The following is a 15937-nucleotide window of genomic DNA, read 5'->3' as shown; positions in this document are numbered from 1 at the left end:
TTCCCGAATGCCGAAGTTCACCCGCCGTACCCTGCTGACCGGTGCGGCCGCCGCAGGACTGACCCTCGCCACCGCCCGGACCGCCGGGGCCGTACCCGGCATCGCCGCCCGTCACGGCGGCATCCCGCTGACCACCGAGGAACGCCGCGTCGTCGTCATCGGATCGGGATTCGGCGGCGGCGTCACCGCGCTGCGCCTGGCCCAGGCCAAGGTGCCGGTGCTGCTGCTGGAGCGGGGCAGGCGCTGGGAGACCGGGCCGAACGCCCAGACCTTCCCGCTGGCCACGCAACCCGACAAGCGGATGCTCTGGTATCGCTCCGACCCCATGGTGTTCGGCAGGCCGCTGGTCTTCGAGCCCTACGCCGGTCTGGTGGAGGCGGTTCCGGGTGAGGGCATGACGGCCCTGTGCGCCGCCGGGCTCGGCGGTGGTTCGCTGATCTACCAGGGGATGTCGCTGCAACCGGAGCGCGCGGTCTTCGAGGCGCACTTTCCGGCCGGGCTCGACTGGGACCGGCTGGACCGCGTCCACTACCCGCGCGTGGCGCGCATGCTCGGGCTCGCGACCGCGCCCGACGAGCTCGTCGCCCACGAGAACTACGCGGCGGCACGGATCTTCGCCGAACGGGTGCGCGGCGCGGGCTTGCCGCTGTCGAAGATTCCGATGCCGATCGACTGGAACTACGCGCTCGCCGAGCTGCGTGGGGAGATGCGGCCGTCCTACACCAACGGTGACGGCGCGCTCGGGGTGAACAACGGCGGCAAGCACTCCGTCGACGTCACCTATATCGCCGCCGCCGAGGCCACCGGCCTGGTCGAGGTGCAGACCCTGCACGAGGTGACCGAGATCGAGCGCGCCCCCGACGGCCGCTGGGTGGTGCGTGTGGACCGGGTCGACACGTCCGGAAACGTGCTGGAGCACAAGGTGATCACCACCGGCGCGCTGGTGCTGTCGGCGGGCAGCCTCAACACCACCAGGATGCTGGTGCGGGCGCGCGCCACCGGCCTGATTCCCGATCTGCCCGACGATGTCGGTCGCGGCTGGGGCACCAACGCCGACCGGATCTACGTGTGGCGCGATCCGGCCGCGGGATTCGGGGCGGCACAGGGCGGTCCGGTCGTGTACGGCAGCAAGAACTGGTCCGACCCGCAGGCCGCGTTCACGGTCATCCAGGCGTCGATCCCGTCGCTGCCGATCGACCCGGGCGCCACCATGCTCGTCGGTTACGGCGTGAGCTCCGGTCGCGGCGAATTCGTCTACGACGCGGGCAAGGACGCCGCGACCCTGCGCTGGCCCGGCGACGGTGACCGCGCGATCCAGGACGGCCACATCGGTCCCGCCGTCGCTCGGATCGCCGGTCCCGGCAGCACCCTCGTCGACACCAACGCCCTGTTCCCGTCCACCTGGCACCCGCTGGGTGGGGCGAACATGGGCTCGGTCTGCGATCTGGACGGCCGGGTGCTCGGTCAGCGTGGTCTCTACGTCATCGACGGTGCCCTGATGCCCGGCAACACCGCCGCCTGCAACCCCTCCATGACCATCGCCGCCATCGCCGAACGGGCGCTGGAGAACCTCGTCCGTACCGACGTGGGCAGCGTCATCTGAGGAACCGCGGCGCGCCGGAAACGGGCGCGCCGCGGGGGAACTCAGCCCGCGGAACCGGGCAGGACGGCCGAGCCGGTGTTGGGCGGGGGCACCGGCGCCGACGAACCCAGATCGGCGTCGAAGGAACCGGTGCCGCTGCCGACGTCGACCGAACCCATGGAACTGCCGGTGGGCGGGCCGATCTCGACCGAACCCGACGGCAGCAGGTCCCAATCGAGGCCGCCGATGGCACTGGCGGTGCCGCCGGAGCCGAGCAGGGTTCCGGCGGCGAGCACGGCCAGCAGGCCGGCCCGGCTGGTGGACTTACGGATGGACATGGGGCGATACCTCCGAGCACTTCGCTGTGATAGCGCCCATACAGTATCTGAAATATGTCTGTTTCATAGCTGGGATCGGTGACCGACTTCCATCTGGACGCGATAGCGGTCGGCGCGATACCAGCTGTGGGTGTGCTCGATCGGCACCTCCGCGCTGAACGACACCCGGTCGAAATGCAGGACGGGAGCGCCCTTCTTGACGCCGAGCAGCACGGCGATCCCGGTGTCGGCGGCCTGGGCGTCCACGGTCTGCTCGGCCCGCTCGATCGGACGGCCGTAGTGCTCGGCGGTGGTCCGGTAGATCGATCCGGTGAGGTCGTGCGAGATCAGGCCGGGCAGCAGTTCGGGATTGAACCAGGCGTCGTCGACGCTGATCGGCTCCTCGTCGGCCAGCCGCAGCCTGCGCACGTGATAGGCGCGCGCGTCGGTGGGCAGGCGCAGCGCGCGGGCGGTGGCCTCCGGCGGCACGGCCTCCTCGGCGACCAGCACCAGGGTGGTCGGCTGATGGCCGAGCGTGCGCATCTCCTCGGTGAACGAGGCCAGATGCAGCCGCGACTGCACCGGCCGGTGCGCCACGAAGGTGCCCTTGCCGCGGACCCGGACCAGATAGCCCTCGTTGACCAGCTGACCGATCGCCTCACGCACGGTGATCCGGCTGACGCCGTAGTCCTGCATGAGGTTGCGTTCGCTGGTCATCAGGTCGCCCGGCTGTAGCTCGCGCGTGCATTTCTGCAACAGGATCGCGCGCAGCTGTTCGTGTTTGGGCACTGCGCTGTCGCGCAGCGGTGCGGGCATGAGGGCGGCTCCTCTCGCGAGCGTGCACCGGTCCCTACTGGTCCTGTCCGGCGGCTTCGAGAATACGCGACCGCGATGAAGACCGACAGCCTCGCACACCGACCGGATCGGTGGACGAGGCTGTCGGGCGGAACGGCGCTCAGGACAGTGCTTTGGCCTTGAGCTGCTCGAATTCGGCCTGGGTGATCGAACCCGCGTCGAGCAGCCGCTTGGCGTCGGCGATCTGCGCGGCCGGATTGGTGCCCGCGGTCTCCCTGATGTAGGAATCCTGGGCCTGCTGGATCTCCTTGGCCTGCGCCTGCGACCGCTCGGCCATGCCCTGACCGCGCGCGATCAGGTACACCAGGGCGGTGAGGAACGGCAGGAAGATCAAGCAGATGATCCAGATCGCCTTCACCCAGCCCGAGGTCTTGTGATCACGGAACAGGTCTCCGATGATCATGAAGACCATGAGCAGGTAGGCGACAAAAGCGAAGCTCACAATGATGAGCCAGATGACTTCCCAGAATGACATGGCACACCTCGCGGGGGAGAGGGATCGATCGTCTGGTGGGGCGATCGATTGAACCACGCCGGATGCCGGGAAATAGCCGGTCGCCGCGCGTTTCCTTGACCCTGTTCAGGGTGGGTACCGCCTCAGCGGATCCCGGGCGTCGCCGGATCGCTTCCGACGCAGCCCAGCACGACGCAGCCGGGCGGCCAATCCGAGAACGGCGGCTTGGGCGTCTCGCCCAGGCAGTCGACGAAACTGCACCCCGGATAGGCGTAGGGTCCGATGCCCAGCGTGCCGAGGAGCGCGTCGGGGCGCGCGATCATCGGATCGGTCACGCTCACGTCGGGCCGCTCCTGATACGGGCCGGGATCGGGTAGCTGCCGGTCGACGAAAGACGCCACCAGCGAGCGCATCACATTGTGGGTGTAGGTCGAGGAGGCGCCCGGCGTGGCCACGCCGGTCCAGTTCAGCATCAGGCCCAGGCTGGGCACGATGTAGCTGTCGTTGCGCAGCATGCCCGACATCTTCACCGCGTCGTCGGGCAGGCCGGGGAACTCGAGCCGGCACGGAGCGCCGTTGATCACGAACAGGAAGCCGTAGCAGGGCATGCTCGCCGAGGGCGAGAGCGCGGCGCGCATGTAGTCGTCGGAGATCACCTGCCGCTCGTTCCAGCGGCCCCGATTGCCCACCAGCAGGCCGAGTTTGGCGAAGTCGTCGGGCGGCAGGATCAGATGCGCGTGGCCGTAGGTGTTCCCGGCCCGGTCACGGGCCCAGAAGTAGTCCGAGCGCGCGATACCCAAGGGGTCGAACAGCTTTCGCTGCGCGAAGTCCTGGAAATCCTCGCCGACGGCCCGTTGCACGATGTAGACCAGCAGGTCCACCGCGCGCTGGCTGTAGCGGAACATGGTGCCCTGCGGGCGCTCGATCGGCATGGCCAGCGCCTGGGCGACGACATTCGGGTCGAGCGCGGCCAGCCCGGTCATGCCCTCGGCGGCGACCGCCACCTCCATCCCGGAGGACTCGGTGAGCAGGTTGCGCACGGTGATCTCCCGATGCGCGGCGTCGCCCAGGCCCTCGGGCAGGTAGCGGCCGATCGGCTCGTCGACCACCAGCTTGCCCTCGTCCACGGCCAGACCCGCCACCAGCGCGACCACGCTCTTGGTGCCGCTCCACAGATTCCAGGCGACCCCGCCCGATTCGGCGTTACGCGGACCCGCGGCGACCAGGCAGTTGTTGCGATATAGCTGGATGTTGAAGCGGGTGGTGTCGACCGCCAGGTTCATGGTGGCGGCGAGCCGGTCCGGATCCAGCGCCGCCTCGGCGGGTGTCGCCGTCTGCGGCGTGCGGCCCGAACTGACCTCGCACTGCTTGGCGGTGCCGGGTTCGGCCTGCGCCGCGCCCGGCAACAGCGCTCCCGAACCCAGCGCCATCGCGGCAACCAGCGCCGCCACACCATGTTTCACTGACCCGCGCACACAACCCTCCCGATGAAGACTCCGGAAAGGCAATCGCGAACAGTGACGTTCTTGTTACGGTGATCAGTTGCCGTACGGCTTGCACACGTCGATCGCGGTGTCCTTGGCGGCGTTGAAGGTGTCGATCACGCCGTTGAGTTCGTCGGTGGGAGCCCGGCGTTCGAGCGTGTCGGCCAGGGTGTTGGTGTTGTCGCGGTAGGCGCGCAACGGGGTGGCCAGCGAGGGGATCACGTCGTTGGTGATCTTGCGGCCGAGATCCTTGGCGTTGTTGCGCAGCGTGGTGACGGCTTCGTCGGCCTTGGCGTCGGTGTCGGGCGCCCTGCTGTTGCTGGCGTCGATGTAGGCGTTGAACGCGGTCACCGAGCTCTTGTTGGCCGCGCGCAGGCCGTCGCAGGCGGTGTCGTTGGCCTTTTCCACGCGCGCCGCCGAGGACGCGGCCACCTCGGAGGTGTAGGAGGCGAGGTCGGCCTGGTTGGCCTGCGCGTCGCCGGGGACCTGGTTGGTGCAGGCGACCAGGATCAGGCCGGTCGCGGCGGCCGTGAGCGCCGCGGTGACCCCCACGCGTTCCTGTCTTCTCATGTCTCCCTCTCCTCCCTCGGGGCCGCCGGCTCCGGATTGCGCCGGAGCCGAACATATCGACCGTACTGGCTGGAGGCGGGTGACGTCAGCTCGCGGTGGCGATTTCGATGACCAACCGAGACGTCGGGCCGGTCCCGGCGCCGGACCACGCGGCCCGGCGCCGGTACCCGGTCAGCGCTGGCCGAGCATGCCACGCATGGTGGCGATTTCGGCCTCCTGAGCGGCCACGATGGCCGTGGCGAGCTGCCTGGACTCCGGATTGACGCCGTTCGCGAGCTCGGTGCGGGCCATGTCGACCGCGCCCAGGTGGTGCTCGATCATCATCTCCACCCACTGCTTGTCGAACTCGGCGCCCTGGGCCGCCTGCAGCGCGCTCATCTGCGCGTCGGTCATCATGCCCGGCATCGAGTGGCCCTCGTGCCCGGCGCCCGCGCTCGGTGCGGGCTTGCCGAAACTGGTCAGCAGGGTGGTGATCTGCTGCATCTCCGGCGCCTGGGCCTGCTCCACCTGCGCGGCCAGCGCGATCAGCTGCTGGTTCTGGGTGTGGCTCGGCACCATCTTCGCCATCTCGACCGCCTGCGCGTGGTGCGGGTACATCATCTGCAGGAAGGTGACGTCGGCGTCGTTGAAATCGGTGCGAGCCGCGGCCGTGGCGCCGGTCGCGCTCGCCGAGCTGGTCGCGGAGTGGGCGTCGTGGGTGGTCGCGTCGTTGTCGTCGCTACAGCCCGCGGCGAGCAGCAGGGCGCTCGCGGCGGTGACGGCGAGGACGGTGGCGCGGGTACGGCTGATGAACATGGGGATCCTCCTGGGGATTCGTGGGAACGCGGGACGGGAACCGCCGCCGGACACGCCGGTGGCGGGCTGACCTGTCAGATCCGCAGAATCGCCAGTTGAGCCAGGGTGAGGACGGTCCACGGCGGCGGCCGCTCCCGCCTGCCCCGCCAGGTGCGGACGGCGCGCGCGGCCGCGGCCTCGACATCGGTCAGCCGGTAGAGCAGCACGAGCGTCGCCGCGAGTACCAGCGCGACGAGGACGAAGACGCAGGAATGCACCGCCGAGTGCTCGTCGCAGCCGGCCGCGCCGCAGCCGGTGTCGCGCTGATCGGGGGCGAGTGGCGTCGTCGCGGCGGCGGGGGAGGCGGCGGCGAGCACGGGGAGGGCAGGGGCGGCGTCGTGACGGGGCGCGGCCGCGTGGGTGCCGGCCGCGCGCGAGTGGGTTGCGGTGGGTGCGGGCTCGGCCGCCGCGAGGTGGCCGGTCCGCGCTGGTTCGGTGGGCCCGTGCGCGGCGTGATCCGCCTCGGCGGCATGGCCCGGTCCGGCGAAGACCGCCGAGTGCATGGCCACGATCCCGGCCAGCAGCATCAGCAAGGCGAGCACCCTGGCCAGGCCGGGTGCGCGCAGGAGCGGATGCCGAGCGATCACGGTGCCCAGTCTAACCAGCGCGATCCGGTCGGTGGAAATACCCGCACACGGTAGGGGTAGCTACTGGACGGCGATGTCGACGACCAGCCGGGGCGGGTTGGTCAGGGCGGTCACCGTGAACGGCGGCCGGTCGGCCTCGACCCCGATGAACGACTGGGTGGTGCCCTCGAAGACCAGGGTCTTGTAGACGCCGGCGATGCCCGGCGCACTCGGGTCGGTCGCGGGGTCGGGGCCCGAATAGGCGGGCACCGGCGAGTCGAACGGGTAGGCCGAGCCCAGGATGCGGACCTCGAGAATCGAGTCGCCCGCCACGTCGACGGTCTTGCCGCTGCCGTCCTGGACCGCGCGGTCGGTGTAGTCGACCTGCCAGCCGGGCGTGCCGGTCCCCGCGAGCGCGAAGACCACCCGGTCGAAACCGGGCTGACGGCCGATCCGGATATCGGTGACGGTGAGCGCGGCACCGGCGGACGCCTCGGCCGACTTGGGCGAGCTGTCGGTGGGCGCCTCGCCGGTGGCGTCGGCGAAGGTGCTGGTGGTGCTCGTCGTCGGCGGTGGCGAGGCGGCCGGCGTGTCGTCGGTGCCGCAGCCGGGCAGCGTCAGCGCCGCGGCGGCGACCAGTCCGAACACGAGAGCGTTACGCATGAGGCCGATGGTACGCAGCGGCGGCGCCGGGGTGGGGGAGGAAAGGCCGGGTGTGTTCGGGCTACGGCAAGTTTGCTGGGCCGGTCGCGGCCACGCGGATCGGCCGGAATGTCGCGCGTACGGCGACGAAACCCCGCGGGCGGCAGGTTCGCCGGACCCGCCGCGGTGCGAGCTCGTCGGCGCGAACGCGTGCTCGCGGCGCGGTGAACGCGGGCGAAACAGTGGGGAACAACGGGATTCGTGACATCGACCGCACCGAAACCGTGCGCAAGGGTGTCGCAAATCGATGGAAGCTGTTCGTGCCCATCGAAATACCCACTCCGACAACGCGCTGTGAGCGGGGCCACGGACCGATACTGGGCCCGGATGTGACGGTGGGGCAACGATCTAGCACACTTGTCGCGTGGACAGAGTCGAGGACGTATTCACCCGGTTGCGCCGGTATCCGGACGTGGAGGCGCCGAACCTCTATGCCGTCGACGCCGCCGACCGCCTGCTCCTCGACACCGCCGCCGACGCGCTCGCGGCCGCCGGTAGCGGCGAGGTTGCGGTGATCGGTGACGCGTACGGCGCGCTCACCCTCGGGGCGGCCGCCCGGCACGATCTCACCGGTCTGCGCGTGCACCAGGACCTGCTCACCGGCGAACTCGCGCTCGCGGGCAATGCCAAGAATCTGGGGCTCACCGATCGCTACACCGCGCACGATCTCGACGCGGAGTTGCTGGCGGGCGCGCGGGTGGTGCTGATGCGCCTGCCCAGGATGCTGGCCGGCCTGGCCGAGATCGCCGAGACGATCGCCCGCTTCGCGGCTCCCGATGTCGTCGTGTTCGCGGGCGGGCGCGACAAGTACCTCACCCCGGCGATGAACGAGGTGCTGGCCGAGTCGTTCGGGCAGGTGCGCGCGAGCCGCGGCAGGCAGAAGTCGCGGGTGCTGGTCGTGGGCGAGCCGCTGCCGGTGGGGGAATCCCGGTTCCCGGTGGCCGAGCGGATCGCCGAGATCGACGGCGACGTGCTGGCCTACGGCGCCGCCTTCTCCGGCCCGCGCCTCGACATCGGCACCCGCTTCCTGCTCGAACATCTGGACCGGATGAAGCCGGACGCGCGCGAGGCGATCGACCTGGGCTGCGGCACCGGCATCCTGGCGGTGGCGCTGGCCAAGTCCCGGCCGCACCTGCGCGTGGTCGGGACCGACCAGTCGGCGGCCGCGGTGGCCTCGGCCAGGGCCACCGCGGTGGCCAACGGCGTGGCCGACCGGGTGACGGTGGTGCGCGACGACGCGATGTCCTCGGCCGCGGACAACAGTGCCGACCTGGTGCTGTGCAATCCGCCGTTCCATGTCGGCGCGGCGGTGCACACCGGATCGGCGATCAAGATGTTCGCCGAGACCGGGCGGGTGCTGCGCCCCGGCGGGGAGCTGTGGACGGTGTACAACTCACATCTGAACTATCGCGGCGTGGTGGAGCGGATGGTCGGACGGACCGATGTGATCGGCCGGAACCAGAAATTCACGGTGACGCGGTCCGTTCGTGGTCTGCGCGACGTACAACGATAGAGCCGGTCGGACGGGGTAGAGTCCGATTTGTCCGATCGTCGGGTGTCCGGTCCAGGCTGGGAACTTTGTCCGATCGCGGCACGTTGAACAGGGCAGTTGGAGCTGTACAGCGACTAATAACTCCAAGAAAGGCGCACGGTGCGTACCTCATCGAATCCGGTGTTCAAGAACTTACCTCGCCAGGAGGGAGTCGGCGGTTACGCGAACTTCGGTTCGGGCGTGGCCGGCGCGGGTCAGCTGGGCAACCAGCAGTACGGCGAGTACGGGCAGCAGTACGGCCAGCAGTTCCAGCAGGCCCCCGCCACCCGCGCGATGACCATCGACGACGTGGTCACCAAGACCGGCATCACCCTCGCGGTGCTGACCGTCACGGCGATCATCTCGTTCGCGCTGTCCTCGGCGAACCCCTCGCTCGCCCCGCTGTTCGTCATCGGCGGCGGCCTGGTCGGCCTGGTGCTGGTCCTGGTGGCGAGCTTCGGCAACAAGATGGACAACCCGGCCATCGTCCTGTCCTACGCGGCGTTCGAGGGCCTGTTCCTCGGCGCGCTGTCGCTGATGTTCACCGACGTGACCTTCGGCGGTGTGGGCGGTAGCGCCCTGATCGGCCAGGCGGTGCTCGGCACCTTCGGTGTGTTCTTCGGCATGCTCGTGGTCTACAAGACCGGCGCCATCCGGGTCACCCCGCGCTTCACCCGCATGCTGCTCGGCGCCATGGTCGGTGTGCTGGTCCTCATGGTCGGCAACCTGATCGCGAGCTTCTTCACCGACGGCGGCTTCGGCCTGCGCGACGGTGGCGCCCTGGCCATCGTGTTCAGCCTCGTCTGCATCGCGATCGCCGCGTTCAGCTTCCTGTTGGACTTCGACGCCGCTGACCAGCTGATCCGCGCCCAGGCCCCGGAGAAGGCCGCCTGGGGCGTGGCCCTCGGCCTGACCGTCACCCTGGTCTGGCTCTACGTCGAGATCCTCCGCCTGCTGAGCTACTTCCAGCGCGACTGAGAATCGGCCTGAACAGCACAAAAGCGGCTCCCCACCACGGTGGGGAGCCGCTTCGCTATGTCTGGACTAGCTGAGACGCTCGATGATGAGAGCCATGCCCTGGCCGCCGCCGACGCACATGGTCTCCACGCCGAACTGCTTGTCGTGGGTCTGCAGGTTGTTCAGCAGGGTCGCGGTGATGCGGGCGCCGGTCATGCCGAACGGGTGGCCCAGCGCGATCGCGCCGCCGGAGACGTTGAGCTTGTCCTCGTCGATCTTCAGCTCGCGAGCCGAGCCGAGCACCTGCACGGCGAAGGCCTCGTTGATCTCGAACAGGTCGATGTCGGAGACCGACTTGCCCGCCAACGCCAGCGCGCGCTGCACGGCCTCGACCGGGCCGAGGCCCATGATCTCGGGCGACAGGCCGGACACGCCGGTGGAGACGATGCGGGCCAGCGGGGTCAGGCCCAGCTCCTTGGCCTTGGTGTCGCTCATGATGACCAGCGCGGCGGCACCGTCGTTGAGCGGGCAGCAGTTGCCGGCGGTGACGGTGCCGTCGGGACGGAACACCGGCTTGAGCTGGCTGACCGCCTCGTAGGTGACGCCGGCGCGCGGGCCGTCGTCCTTGCTGACGACGGTGCCGTCGGGCAGGGTCACCGGGGTGATCTCCCGCTCGAAGAAGCCGGCCTTGATGGCCTCCTCGGCGCGGTTCTGCGAGCGCACGCCCCAGTGGTCCTGGTCCTCGCGGGTAATGCCGGTCAGCGACGCGACGTTCTCCGCGGTCTGGCCCATCGGGATGTAGACGTCGGGGATCAGGTTGTCCTCGCGCGGGTCGTGCCACTGGCCCGCGCCGCCCTCGGCGGTCTTCTTGGTGCGGGCCTCGGCCTCGGCGAACTCGGGGTTCTTGGTGTCGGGCCAGCTGTCGGCCGAACCCTTGGCGTAGCGGGAGACGGTCTCCACACCGGCGGAGACGAACACGTCGCCCTCGCCGGCCTTGATCGCGTGGAAGGCCATCCGGGTGGTCTGCAGCGAGGACGCACAGTAACGCTGCACGGTGGTGCCCGGCACGGTGTCCAGGCCCAGCTGCACGGCGACGTTGCGGGCCATGCCGAAGCCGCCCTCACCCGCGGGGGAGCCGGTGCCGAGCATGATGTCGTTGATCGTGCTCGGGTCGAGTGCGGGGACCTTGGCCAGCGCGGCGCGCACCATCTGCGCGGTCAGGTCGTCCGGACGCATCCCCGCGAGGGAACCCTTGACGGCACGGCCGATCGGGGAGCGGGCGACGGAGACGATTACGGCCTCGGGCATGAGGACTCCTTTTCGGATGGTTCAGTGAACGGCGTTTACAAGCCGGTCTTTCTGGAATCTACGTCTCGCCGTGCGCGACCGGAAGACCAGGGCGGGTCTGCACCGCTCCGACGAGGACGGGCAGCAGCTGGGCCGCCGCCAATTCGTACCCCGCCGCGGAGGGGTGGAATCCGTCGGTGGCGAAGAGGATCTCGGGCGCGGCGCGGAACTCCGAGGCGACCAACGGCGAGCCCATGGCCACCGGGATTCCGCCCGCGATGGTGGTCGCCACGGTCTGCGCCTTCGCCAGGCGCACGCTCCAGTTCGCGACCACCGTCCGCAGCGGCTGCGGGATCGCGGTGACGGTACCCAGGTTCGGACACGTCCCGACGATCACGAGCGCGTCGGCCTCGCGCAGCCGTGACACCGCGGCGGCCAGCCTGCGCGCCGAGGCGCGGATGGAGTGCTTCTTGGTGATGTCGTTCCCGCCGACCAGGATCACCGCGGCGTCCGGCGGCGGCCCCGCGACGAACATCGCGTCGACCTGCCCGGCCAGACCCTTCGAGGTGGCGCCGGAGATCGCCTTGGTGCTGAGCCGGATCCGCAGCCCCGTCGCGTCGGCGAGGCCGCGGGCCAGCCGCACGCCCGGCACGTCGGCGGCGCCGAGGCAGCCGAGCCCGGCGGCGGTGGAGTCGCCGAAGATCATCAGGTGCAGGTCGCTGGGCACGCCCTTGCGCCACGGTTCGGGCAGTTGTGCGCCGGGCGCGTACACGCCGTCGGCCTCCGGCGGCTTGGAGGTGTCGCGGCCGATGACCGCGCGTGCCGCCCCGGCCTGCGTCATCAGTAATCGGTAGGTCGCCCAGGAGACGGTGCCCGCACCCGAACCGGCGAGCACGGTGGTGGCGCCGGTGACGGCGGCGGTACGCCAGCTGATTCGTGGTGCGCTCACATCCGAAAATTGTACGGCGGGAATCGGCCGCCGGGCAGGCGCCGTGCCCACTGAGCGGGCGGCTCGCGCGGTGCCACGAGAGCCACAGATCCCACCGCGCCGCCCCTCCGAGCTACCCGTGTGCGCACGAAATCACGGGTGCGGTGACCGCGGCACCCACCGGTGCCGTAGGCCACATCGTCGGACCACGTCGCGCCGCGGACCTAGGGTTCTGCAACGATGGGGCTATGCGCATCGCGGATCATGTCGTCGACCTCATCGGCAACACGCCCCTGGTTCGGCTGAACTCGGTGGTCGGCCCGAACGCGGGCCTGGTCGCCGCCAAGATCGAATACCTCAACCCCGGCGGCAGCTCCAAGGACCGGATCGCGGTCAAGATGATCGACGCCGCCGAAGAGGAAGGGCTGCTGAAGCCGGGCGGCACCATCGTCGAGCCCACCTCGGGCAACACCGGCGTCGGCCTCGCACTGGTCGCCCAGCAGCGCGGCTACAAGTGCGTGTTCGTCTGCCCGGACAAGGTCAGCGAGGACAAGCGCAACGTGCTGCGTGCCTACGGCGCCGAGGTCGTGGTGTGCCCGACCGCCGTGCCGCCGGAGCACCCGGACAGCTACTACAACGTCTCCGATCGCCTGGTCCGCGAGATCGACGGCGCCTGGAAGCCGAACCAGTACGCCAACCCGGGCGGCCCGGACAGCCACTACGAGACCACCGGTCCCGAGATCTGGGCCGACACCGAAGGCAAGATCACGCACTTCGTCGCGGGTGTGGGCACCGGCGGCACCATCACCGGCACCGGCCGCTACCTCAAGGAGGTCTCGGGCGGGAAGGTGAAGATCGTCGGCGCCGACCCCGAGGGCTCGGTGTACTCCGGCGGCACCGGCCGCCCGTACCTGGTCGAGGGTGTCGGCGAGGACTTCTGGCCCTCGGCGTACGACCCGAGCGTGCCCGACGAGATCATCGCCGTCTCCGACGCCGACTCCTTCGAGATGACCCGCCGCCTGGCCCGCGAGGAGGGCCTGCTGGTCGGTGGCTCCTGCGGTATGGCCGTGGTCGCCGCGATCGAGGTGGCCCGGCGCGATCCCGACGCCGTCGTAGTGGTGCTGCTGCCCGACGGTGGCCGCGGCTACCTGTCCAAGATCTTCAACGACAAGTGGATGAGCTCCTACGGCTTCCTCACCACCCCGCTCGAGGCCGGTCCCGAACCGCTCGTCGGCGACGTGCTGCGCGGCAAGTCCGGCGAGCTGCCCGACCTGGTGCATACCCACCCGTCGGAGACCCTGCGCGACGCCATCGAGATCCTGCGCGAGTACGGCGTCTCGCAGATGCCGGTCGTCGGCGCCGAGCCGCCGGTGATGGCGGGCGAGGTCGCGGGCAGCGTCACCGAGCGCGACCTGCTCTCGGCCGTCTTCGAAGGCCGCGCGCAGCTCACCGACTCCGTGGCCCAGCACATGAGCCCGTCGTTCCCGCTGATCGGCTCGGGCGAGCCGCTGTCGACGGCCACCAAGGCCCTGTCCGACACCGACGCCCTGATGGTCGTCGAGGACGGCAAGCCGGTCGGCGTCATCACCCGCCACGACCTGCTCGGCTTCCTCAGCACCGGCTCCATCGGCCACTGAGCCCGGCGCCGCCCCTACCCACGGGGCGGCACCGGCACCCGGTCAGCGGATGAGCGCCGCGTGCAGTGCCACCCACTGCTCCGGGTGGACGTAGGCGACCACCGTGTCGTGGGCGATGCCCGCCGCGGCCAGGGCCGCATGGACGCCCAGGTAGCGGGTGCGCAGCGACGCGCGACCGTGCAGCCGATTGTGCTCAATTCGACGGGCTGAAACCCACACGACCCGGACTGAGCTCCCTGAGTGCGCGAGCCGGCATCTCTCGATAGCCGTTGGCGCGCAAGCGCTTCCGAGACGCTGTCATTCGTCCATGAATTGACAACCTGCATGGATGTCCGAGAGGGTGGGCTGAAACTCTACGGAGAAGGCCTGGACAAACGGGGGATTGATGGCGATTCGACTCGCGCTGCCGACATCGTGCGGAATTGTCGAGCTTTGGTGATGGCGACCGGTTCAACCACTAGGGCGATCCGGGCGAGCTCTGTAACGACGAGCATTATCGGCGGGAGTCAGATCTCGCAGGCGAGTTCGGATATTGACGGTCTACCGGAAAACAAGCGGCCGTCCATGGTTGCGGTGGCAGCGATCGCAGTTTCGCTCGTGTCGTCGTGCGGGCTGAATACTGCGGAAAGTCCTGTGATGACAGAGTCGAGTCATACTCGTCGCGAGCAGTGCGATCGGACGCTGACCTTCTTCGCGAGAGATCTCGAAATATCTTCTGCGGGTATTGAATACGGATCCGGCGCGCCCGGCGAGAAAATTGGGCTGGGAGCTCTCTGTACGATTACGCAGGATCAGCTTGCAGTGGGGCAGACGCGCCTACGGGCAATGTTGCCGGACGAGTCGAAGCCCGCCTTGCTCGAGGACGACCTGAGCTACATCCCGCTGTCCGGGACGGACGAGAAGGTGTGGATAAAGAAGGCGGCCAGCGCGGTGTACATCGTTACCCAGGTTGATGGTTGGCAGGGCACTCTCGATATACAGACGGCTCAGATCAACTTGCAGGAGTCGAGGACCAGCGCCGGTCGAACCAAGTTCGAGGTATCGGACTTGCAGATCCGAACCGCGTCTCAGTTCCTGCTCACTTTGACCGAAGAACTCGGGGCACAGGGCTGAGCGAAGGCAGGTGCTGACCGGAACCTCGAGTGAGCCGGAGTGAGAGGGATAGGCGCTTCCGGCGGGAGGCGAGGTCGCTGCGGCCGGAAGTGCGTCGTGACCCTGGGGGCCGGAATGCCTCTTCGGCCTCGGCTTCCTCAGCACCGCTCGATCCAGTGACCTGCGCGACCCGCGGCGCCGCCCAGTGGACGGCGCCGCGGAACGGCTAGCCCGTCAGCGCCGCGTGCAGTGCCACCCACTGCTCCGGGTGGACGTAGGCGACCACCGTGTCGTGGGCGATGCCCGCCGCGGCCAGGGCCGCGTCGACGCCGTGGTAGCGGGTGTGCAGGGACGCACGGACCGAGCCGCCGATTCCGGAGAATCCCGTGCGGACCAGTTCGGTGTAGGAATCCCGGTGGGCGACAAGGGGTTCGGCGCGACGGTCGATCCGCAGGATCGCGGAGTCGACGGCGGGGACCGGTCGGAAGCTGGTGCGGTGCACCTGGCCGTGCAGCCGCCAGTCGAACCACGGCCAGCTGGTCGCGGTCAGCAGACTCCAGCGCCCGTAGTCGCCGGTGCGTTTACGCGCGTACTCCCGCTGCGTGAGCAGGGTCGCCGAGGTGAGCGCGGGTGCGGCCAGGCACCAGTCGACGATCTCCGCGGTGACGGAGAACGGGATGTTCCCCACCACCGCGAACGGGGTACGCGGCGCCTTCGCCTTGGTGAAATCGCCACGTATCACCCGGATTCCGGCATCGGCGCCGGTGCGTGCCGAGAGTTTCGCCGCCAGCAGCGGGTCGATCTCGTACGCGGTGACCTGCGCGCCACGCGCGGCCAGTGCCCGGGTGAGTACGCCCTCGCCCGCACCGGGCTCGAGCACGGTCCCGGCCGGGTCGGCGGCCGTCATCATCAGGTCGACGGCCGAGGAGTCCACCAGGAAGTTCTGGGACAGCGTCCGGCGCGCCTGATCCCGCGATGTCCGGCCGCCGGCCCGTCCGGTGACCTTGCGCTGAGTGTGTGAATAGTTTCGGTGTGCAAAATCCTGCGCCACGGCAGTAGCCCCTTCGGGTCATCGAGTAGTGGAAAGCTCGATGGGCCCTGGGCGCGCCGGTGGACGCCGAGAGTCTCCGCGTCCGCTAGC

General features: G+C 69.6%; 17 protein-coding genes. 5 read left to right on the top strand and 12 right to left on the bottom strand.

From position 1 onward, the window contains the following. The first annotated feature begins 7 nt into the window (after nucleotides 1–7). Complete coding sequence (locus tag EL493_RS30760) at nucleotides 8–1603, top strand: GMC oxidoreductase (protein ID WP_019049043.1); 1596 nt, start codon at nucleotides 8–10, stop codon at nucleotides 1601–1603. Nucleotides 1604–1644: 41 nt separating this feature from the next. Here the strand turns inward: EL493_RS30760 and EL493_RS30755 are convergent, their stop codons facing one another. The 8 genes from EL493_RS30755 to EL493_RS30720 form a co-directional block, all read right to left on the bottom strand. After that, nucleotides 1645–1920, bottom strand: coding sequence for a hypothetical protein (locus EL493_RS30755; RefSeq protein ID WP_019049042.1), 276 nt, complete (start codon nucleotides 1918–1920; stop codon nucleotides 1645–1647). 63 nt (nucleotides 1921–1983) lie between these two features. Further along, on the bottom strand, nucleotides 1984–2715 hold the full coding sequence (locus EL493_RS30750) for a GntR family transcriptional regulator (RefSeq protein ID WP_019049041.1): 732 nt from the start codon (nucleotides 2713–2715) through the stop codon (nucleotides 1984–1986). A gap of 139 nt (nucleotides 2716–2854) precedes the next feature. Beyond that, the gene (locus EL493_RS30745; protein ID WP_019049040.1) at nucleotides 2855–3229 is read right to left on the bottom strand and encodes an SHOCT domain-containing protein; all 375 of its coding nucleotides are present in this window, start codon (nucleotides 3227–3229) and stop codon (nucleotides 2855–2857) included. A gap of 122 nt (nucleotides 3230–3351) precedes the next feature. Further along, the gene (locus EL493_RS30740) at nucleotides 3352–4659 is read right to left on the bottom strand and encodes a serine hydrolase domain-containing protein (RefSeq protein WP_019049039.1); all 1308 of its coding nucleotides are present in this window, start codon (nucleotides 4657–4659) and stop codon (nucleotides 3352–3354) included. Between the two features lie 87 nt (nucleotides 4660–4746). Further along, on the bottom strand, nucleotides 4747–5262 hold the full coding sequence (locus EL493_RS30735) for a hypothetical protein (RefSeq protein ID WP_022565803.1): 516 nt from the start codon (nucleotides 5260–5262) through the stop codon (nucleotides 4747–4749). 171 nt (nucleotides 5263–5433) lie between these two features. Beyond that, nucleotides 5434–6057: a DUF305 domain-containing protein gene (locus EL493_RS30730; protein WP_019049037.1), complete on the bottom strand. Its 624-nt coding sequence runs from the start codon at nucleotides 6055–6057 to the stop codon at nucleotides 5434–5436. A 74-nt stretch (nucleotides 6058–6131) separates the two neighbouring features. Next, entirely contained in the window at nucleotides 6132–6683 is a 552-nt protein-coding gene (locus tag EL493_RS30725; protein WP_019049036.1) for a hypothetical protein, read from the bottom strand. Between the two features lie 60 nt (nucleotides 6684–6743). Continuing rightward, nucleotides 6744–7325: an AMIN-like domain-containing (lipo)protein gene (locus EL493_RS30720; RefSeq protein ID WP_022565804.1), complete on the bottom strand. Its 582-nt coding sequence runs from the start codon at nucleotides 7323–7325 to the stop codon at nucleotides 6744–6746. Nucleotides 7326–7728: 403 nt separating this feature from the next. Between EL493_RS30720 and EL493_RS30715 the strand changes: the two genes are divergently transcribed. Further along, nucleotides 7729–8877: a class I SAM-dependent methyltransferase gene (locus tag EL493_RS30715; RefSeq protein WP_019049034.1), complete on the top strand. Its 1149-nt coding sequence runs from the start codon at nucleotides 7729–7731 to the stop codon at nucleotides 8875–8877. Between the two features lie 138 nt (nucleotides 8878–9015). Next, complete coding sequence (locus tag EL493_RS30710; RefSeq protein ID WP_030201055.1) at nucleotides 9016–9873, top strand: Bax inhibitor-1/YccA family protein; 858 nt, start codon at nucleotides 9016–9018, stop codon at nucleotides 9871–9873. Nucleotides 9874–9939: 66 nt separating this feature from the next. On the opposite strand, the gene EL493_RS30705 is transcribed toward EL493_RS30710, so the two are convergent. Continuing rightward, nucleotides 9940–11160 carry an acetyl-CoA C-acetyltransferase gene (locus EL493_RS30705; RefSeq protein WP_019049032.1) on the bottom strand — a complete coding sequence of 407 codons (1221 nt, stop codon included), beginning with the start codon at nucleotides 11158–11160 and terminating at the stop codon, nucleotides 9940–9942. Between the two features lie 58 nt (nucleotides 11161–11218). Continuing rightward, complete coding sequence (locus EL493_RS30700) at nucleotides 11219–12088, bottom strand: SGNH/GDSL hydrolase family protein (RefSeq protein ID WP_019049031.1); 870 nt, start codon at nucleotides 12086–12088, stop codon at nucleotides 11219–11221. A 227-nt stretch (nucleotides 12089–12315) separates the two neighbouring features. On the opposite strand from EL493_RS30700, the gene EL493_RS30695 reads away from it, so the two are divergent. After that, the gene (locus EL493_RS30695; protein ID WP_019049030.1) at nucleotides 12316–13704 is read left to right on the top strand and encodes a cystathionine beta-synthase; all 1389 of its coding nucleotides are present in this window, start codon (nucleotides 12316–12318) and stop codon (nucleotides 13702–13704) included. A gap of 42 nt (nucleotides 13705–13746) precedes the next feature. On the opposite strand, the gene EL493_RS30690 is transcribed toward EL493_RS30695, so the two are convergent. Continuing rightward, on the bottom strand, nucleotides 13747–13923 hold the full coding sequence (locus EL493_RS30690; RefSeq protein WP_019049029.1) for a hypothetical protein: 177 nt from the start codon (nucleotides 13921–13923) through the stop codon (nucleotides 13747–13749). A gap of 21 nt (nucleotides 13924–13944) precedes the next feature. Between EL493_RS30690 and EL493_RS30685 the strand changes: the two genes are divergently transcribed. Continuing rightward, on the top strand, nucleotides 13945–14817 hold the full coding sequence (locus EL493_RS30685; RefSeq protein ID WP_126405958.1) for a hypothetical protein: 873 nt from the start codon (nucleotides 13945–13947) through the stop codon (nucleotides 14815–14817). 205 nt (nucleotides 14818–15022) lie between these two features. Here EL493_RS30685 and erm read toward each other — a convergent pair whose 3' ends face one another. Further along, nucleotides 15023–15748: an ErmE/ErmH/ErmO/ErmR family 23S rRNA (adenine(2058)-N(6))-methyltransferase gene (gene erm / locus EL493_RS30680; protein WP_407938945.1), complete on the bottom strand. Its 726-nt coding sequence runs from the start codon at nucleotides 15746–15748 to the stop codon at nucleotides 15023–15025. Nucleotides 15749–15937 lie beyond the last annotated feature (189 nt).

This window comes from Nocardia asteroides (assembly GCF_900637185.1).
Classification (GTDB): Bacteria; Actinomycetota; Actinomycetes; order Mycobacteriales; family Mycobacteriaceae; genus Nocardia; species Nocardia asteroides.
The sequence above is the reverse complement of the archived record's forward strand: the minus strand, read 5'-3'. Positions and strand labels throughout refer to the sequence as shown.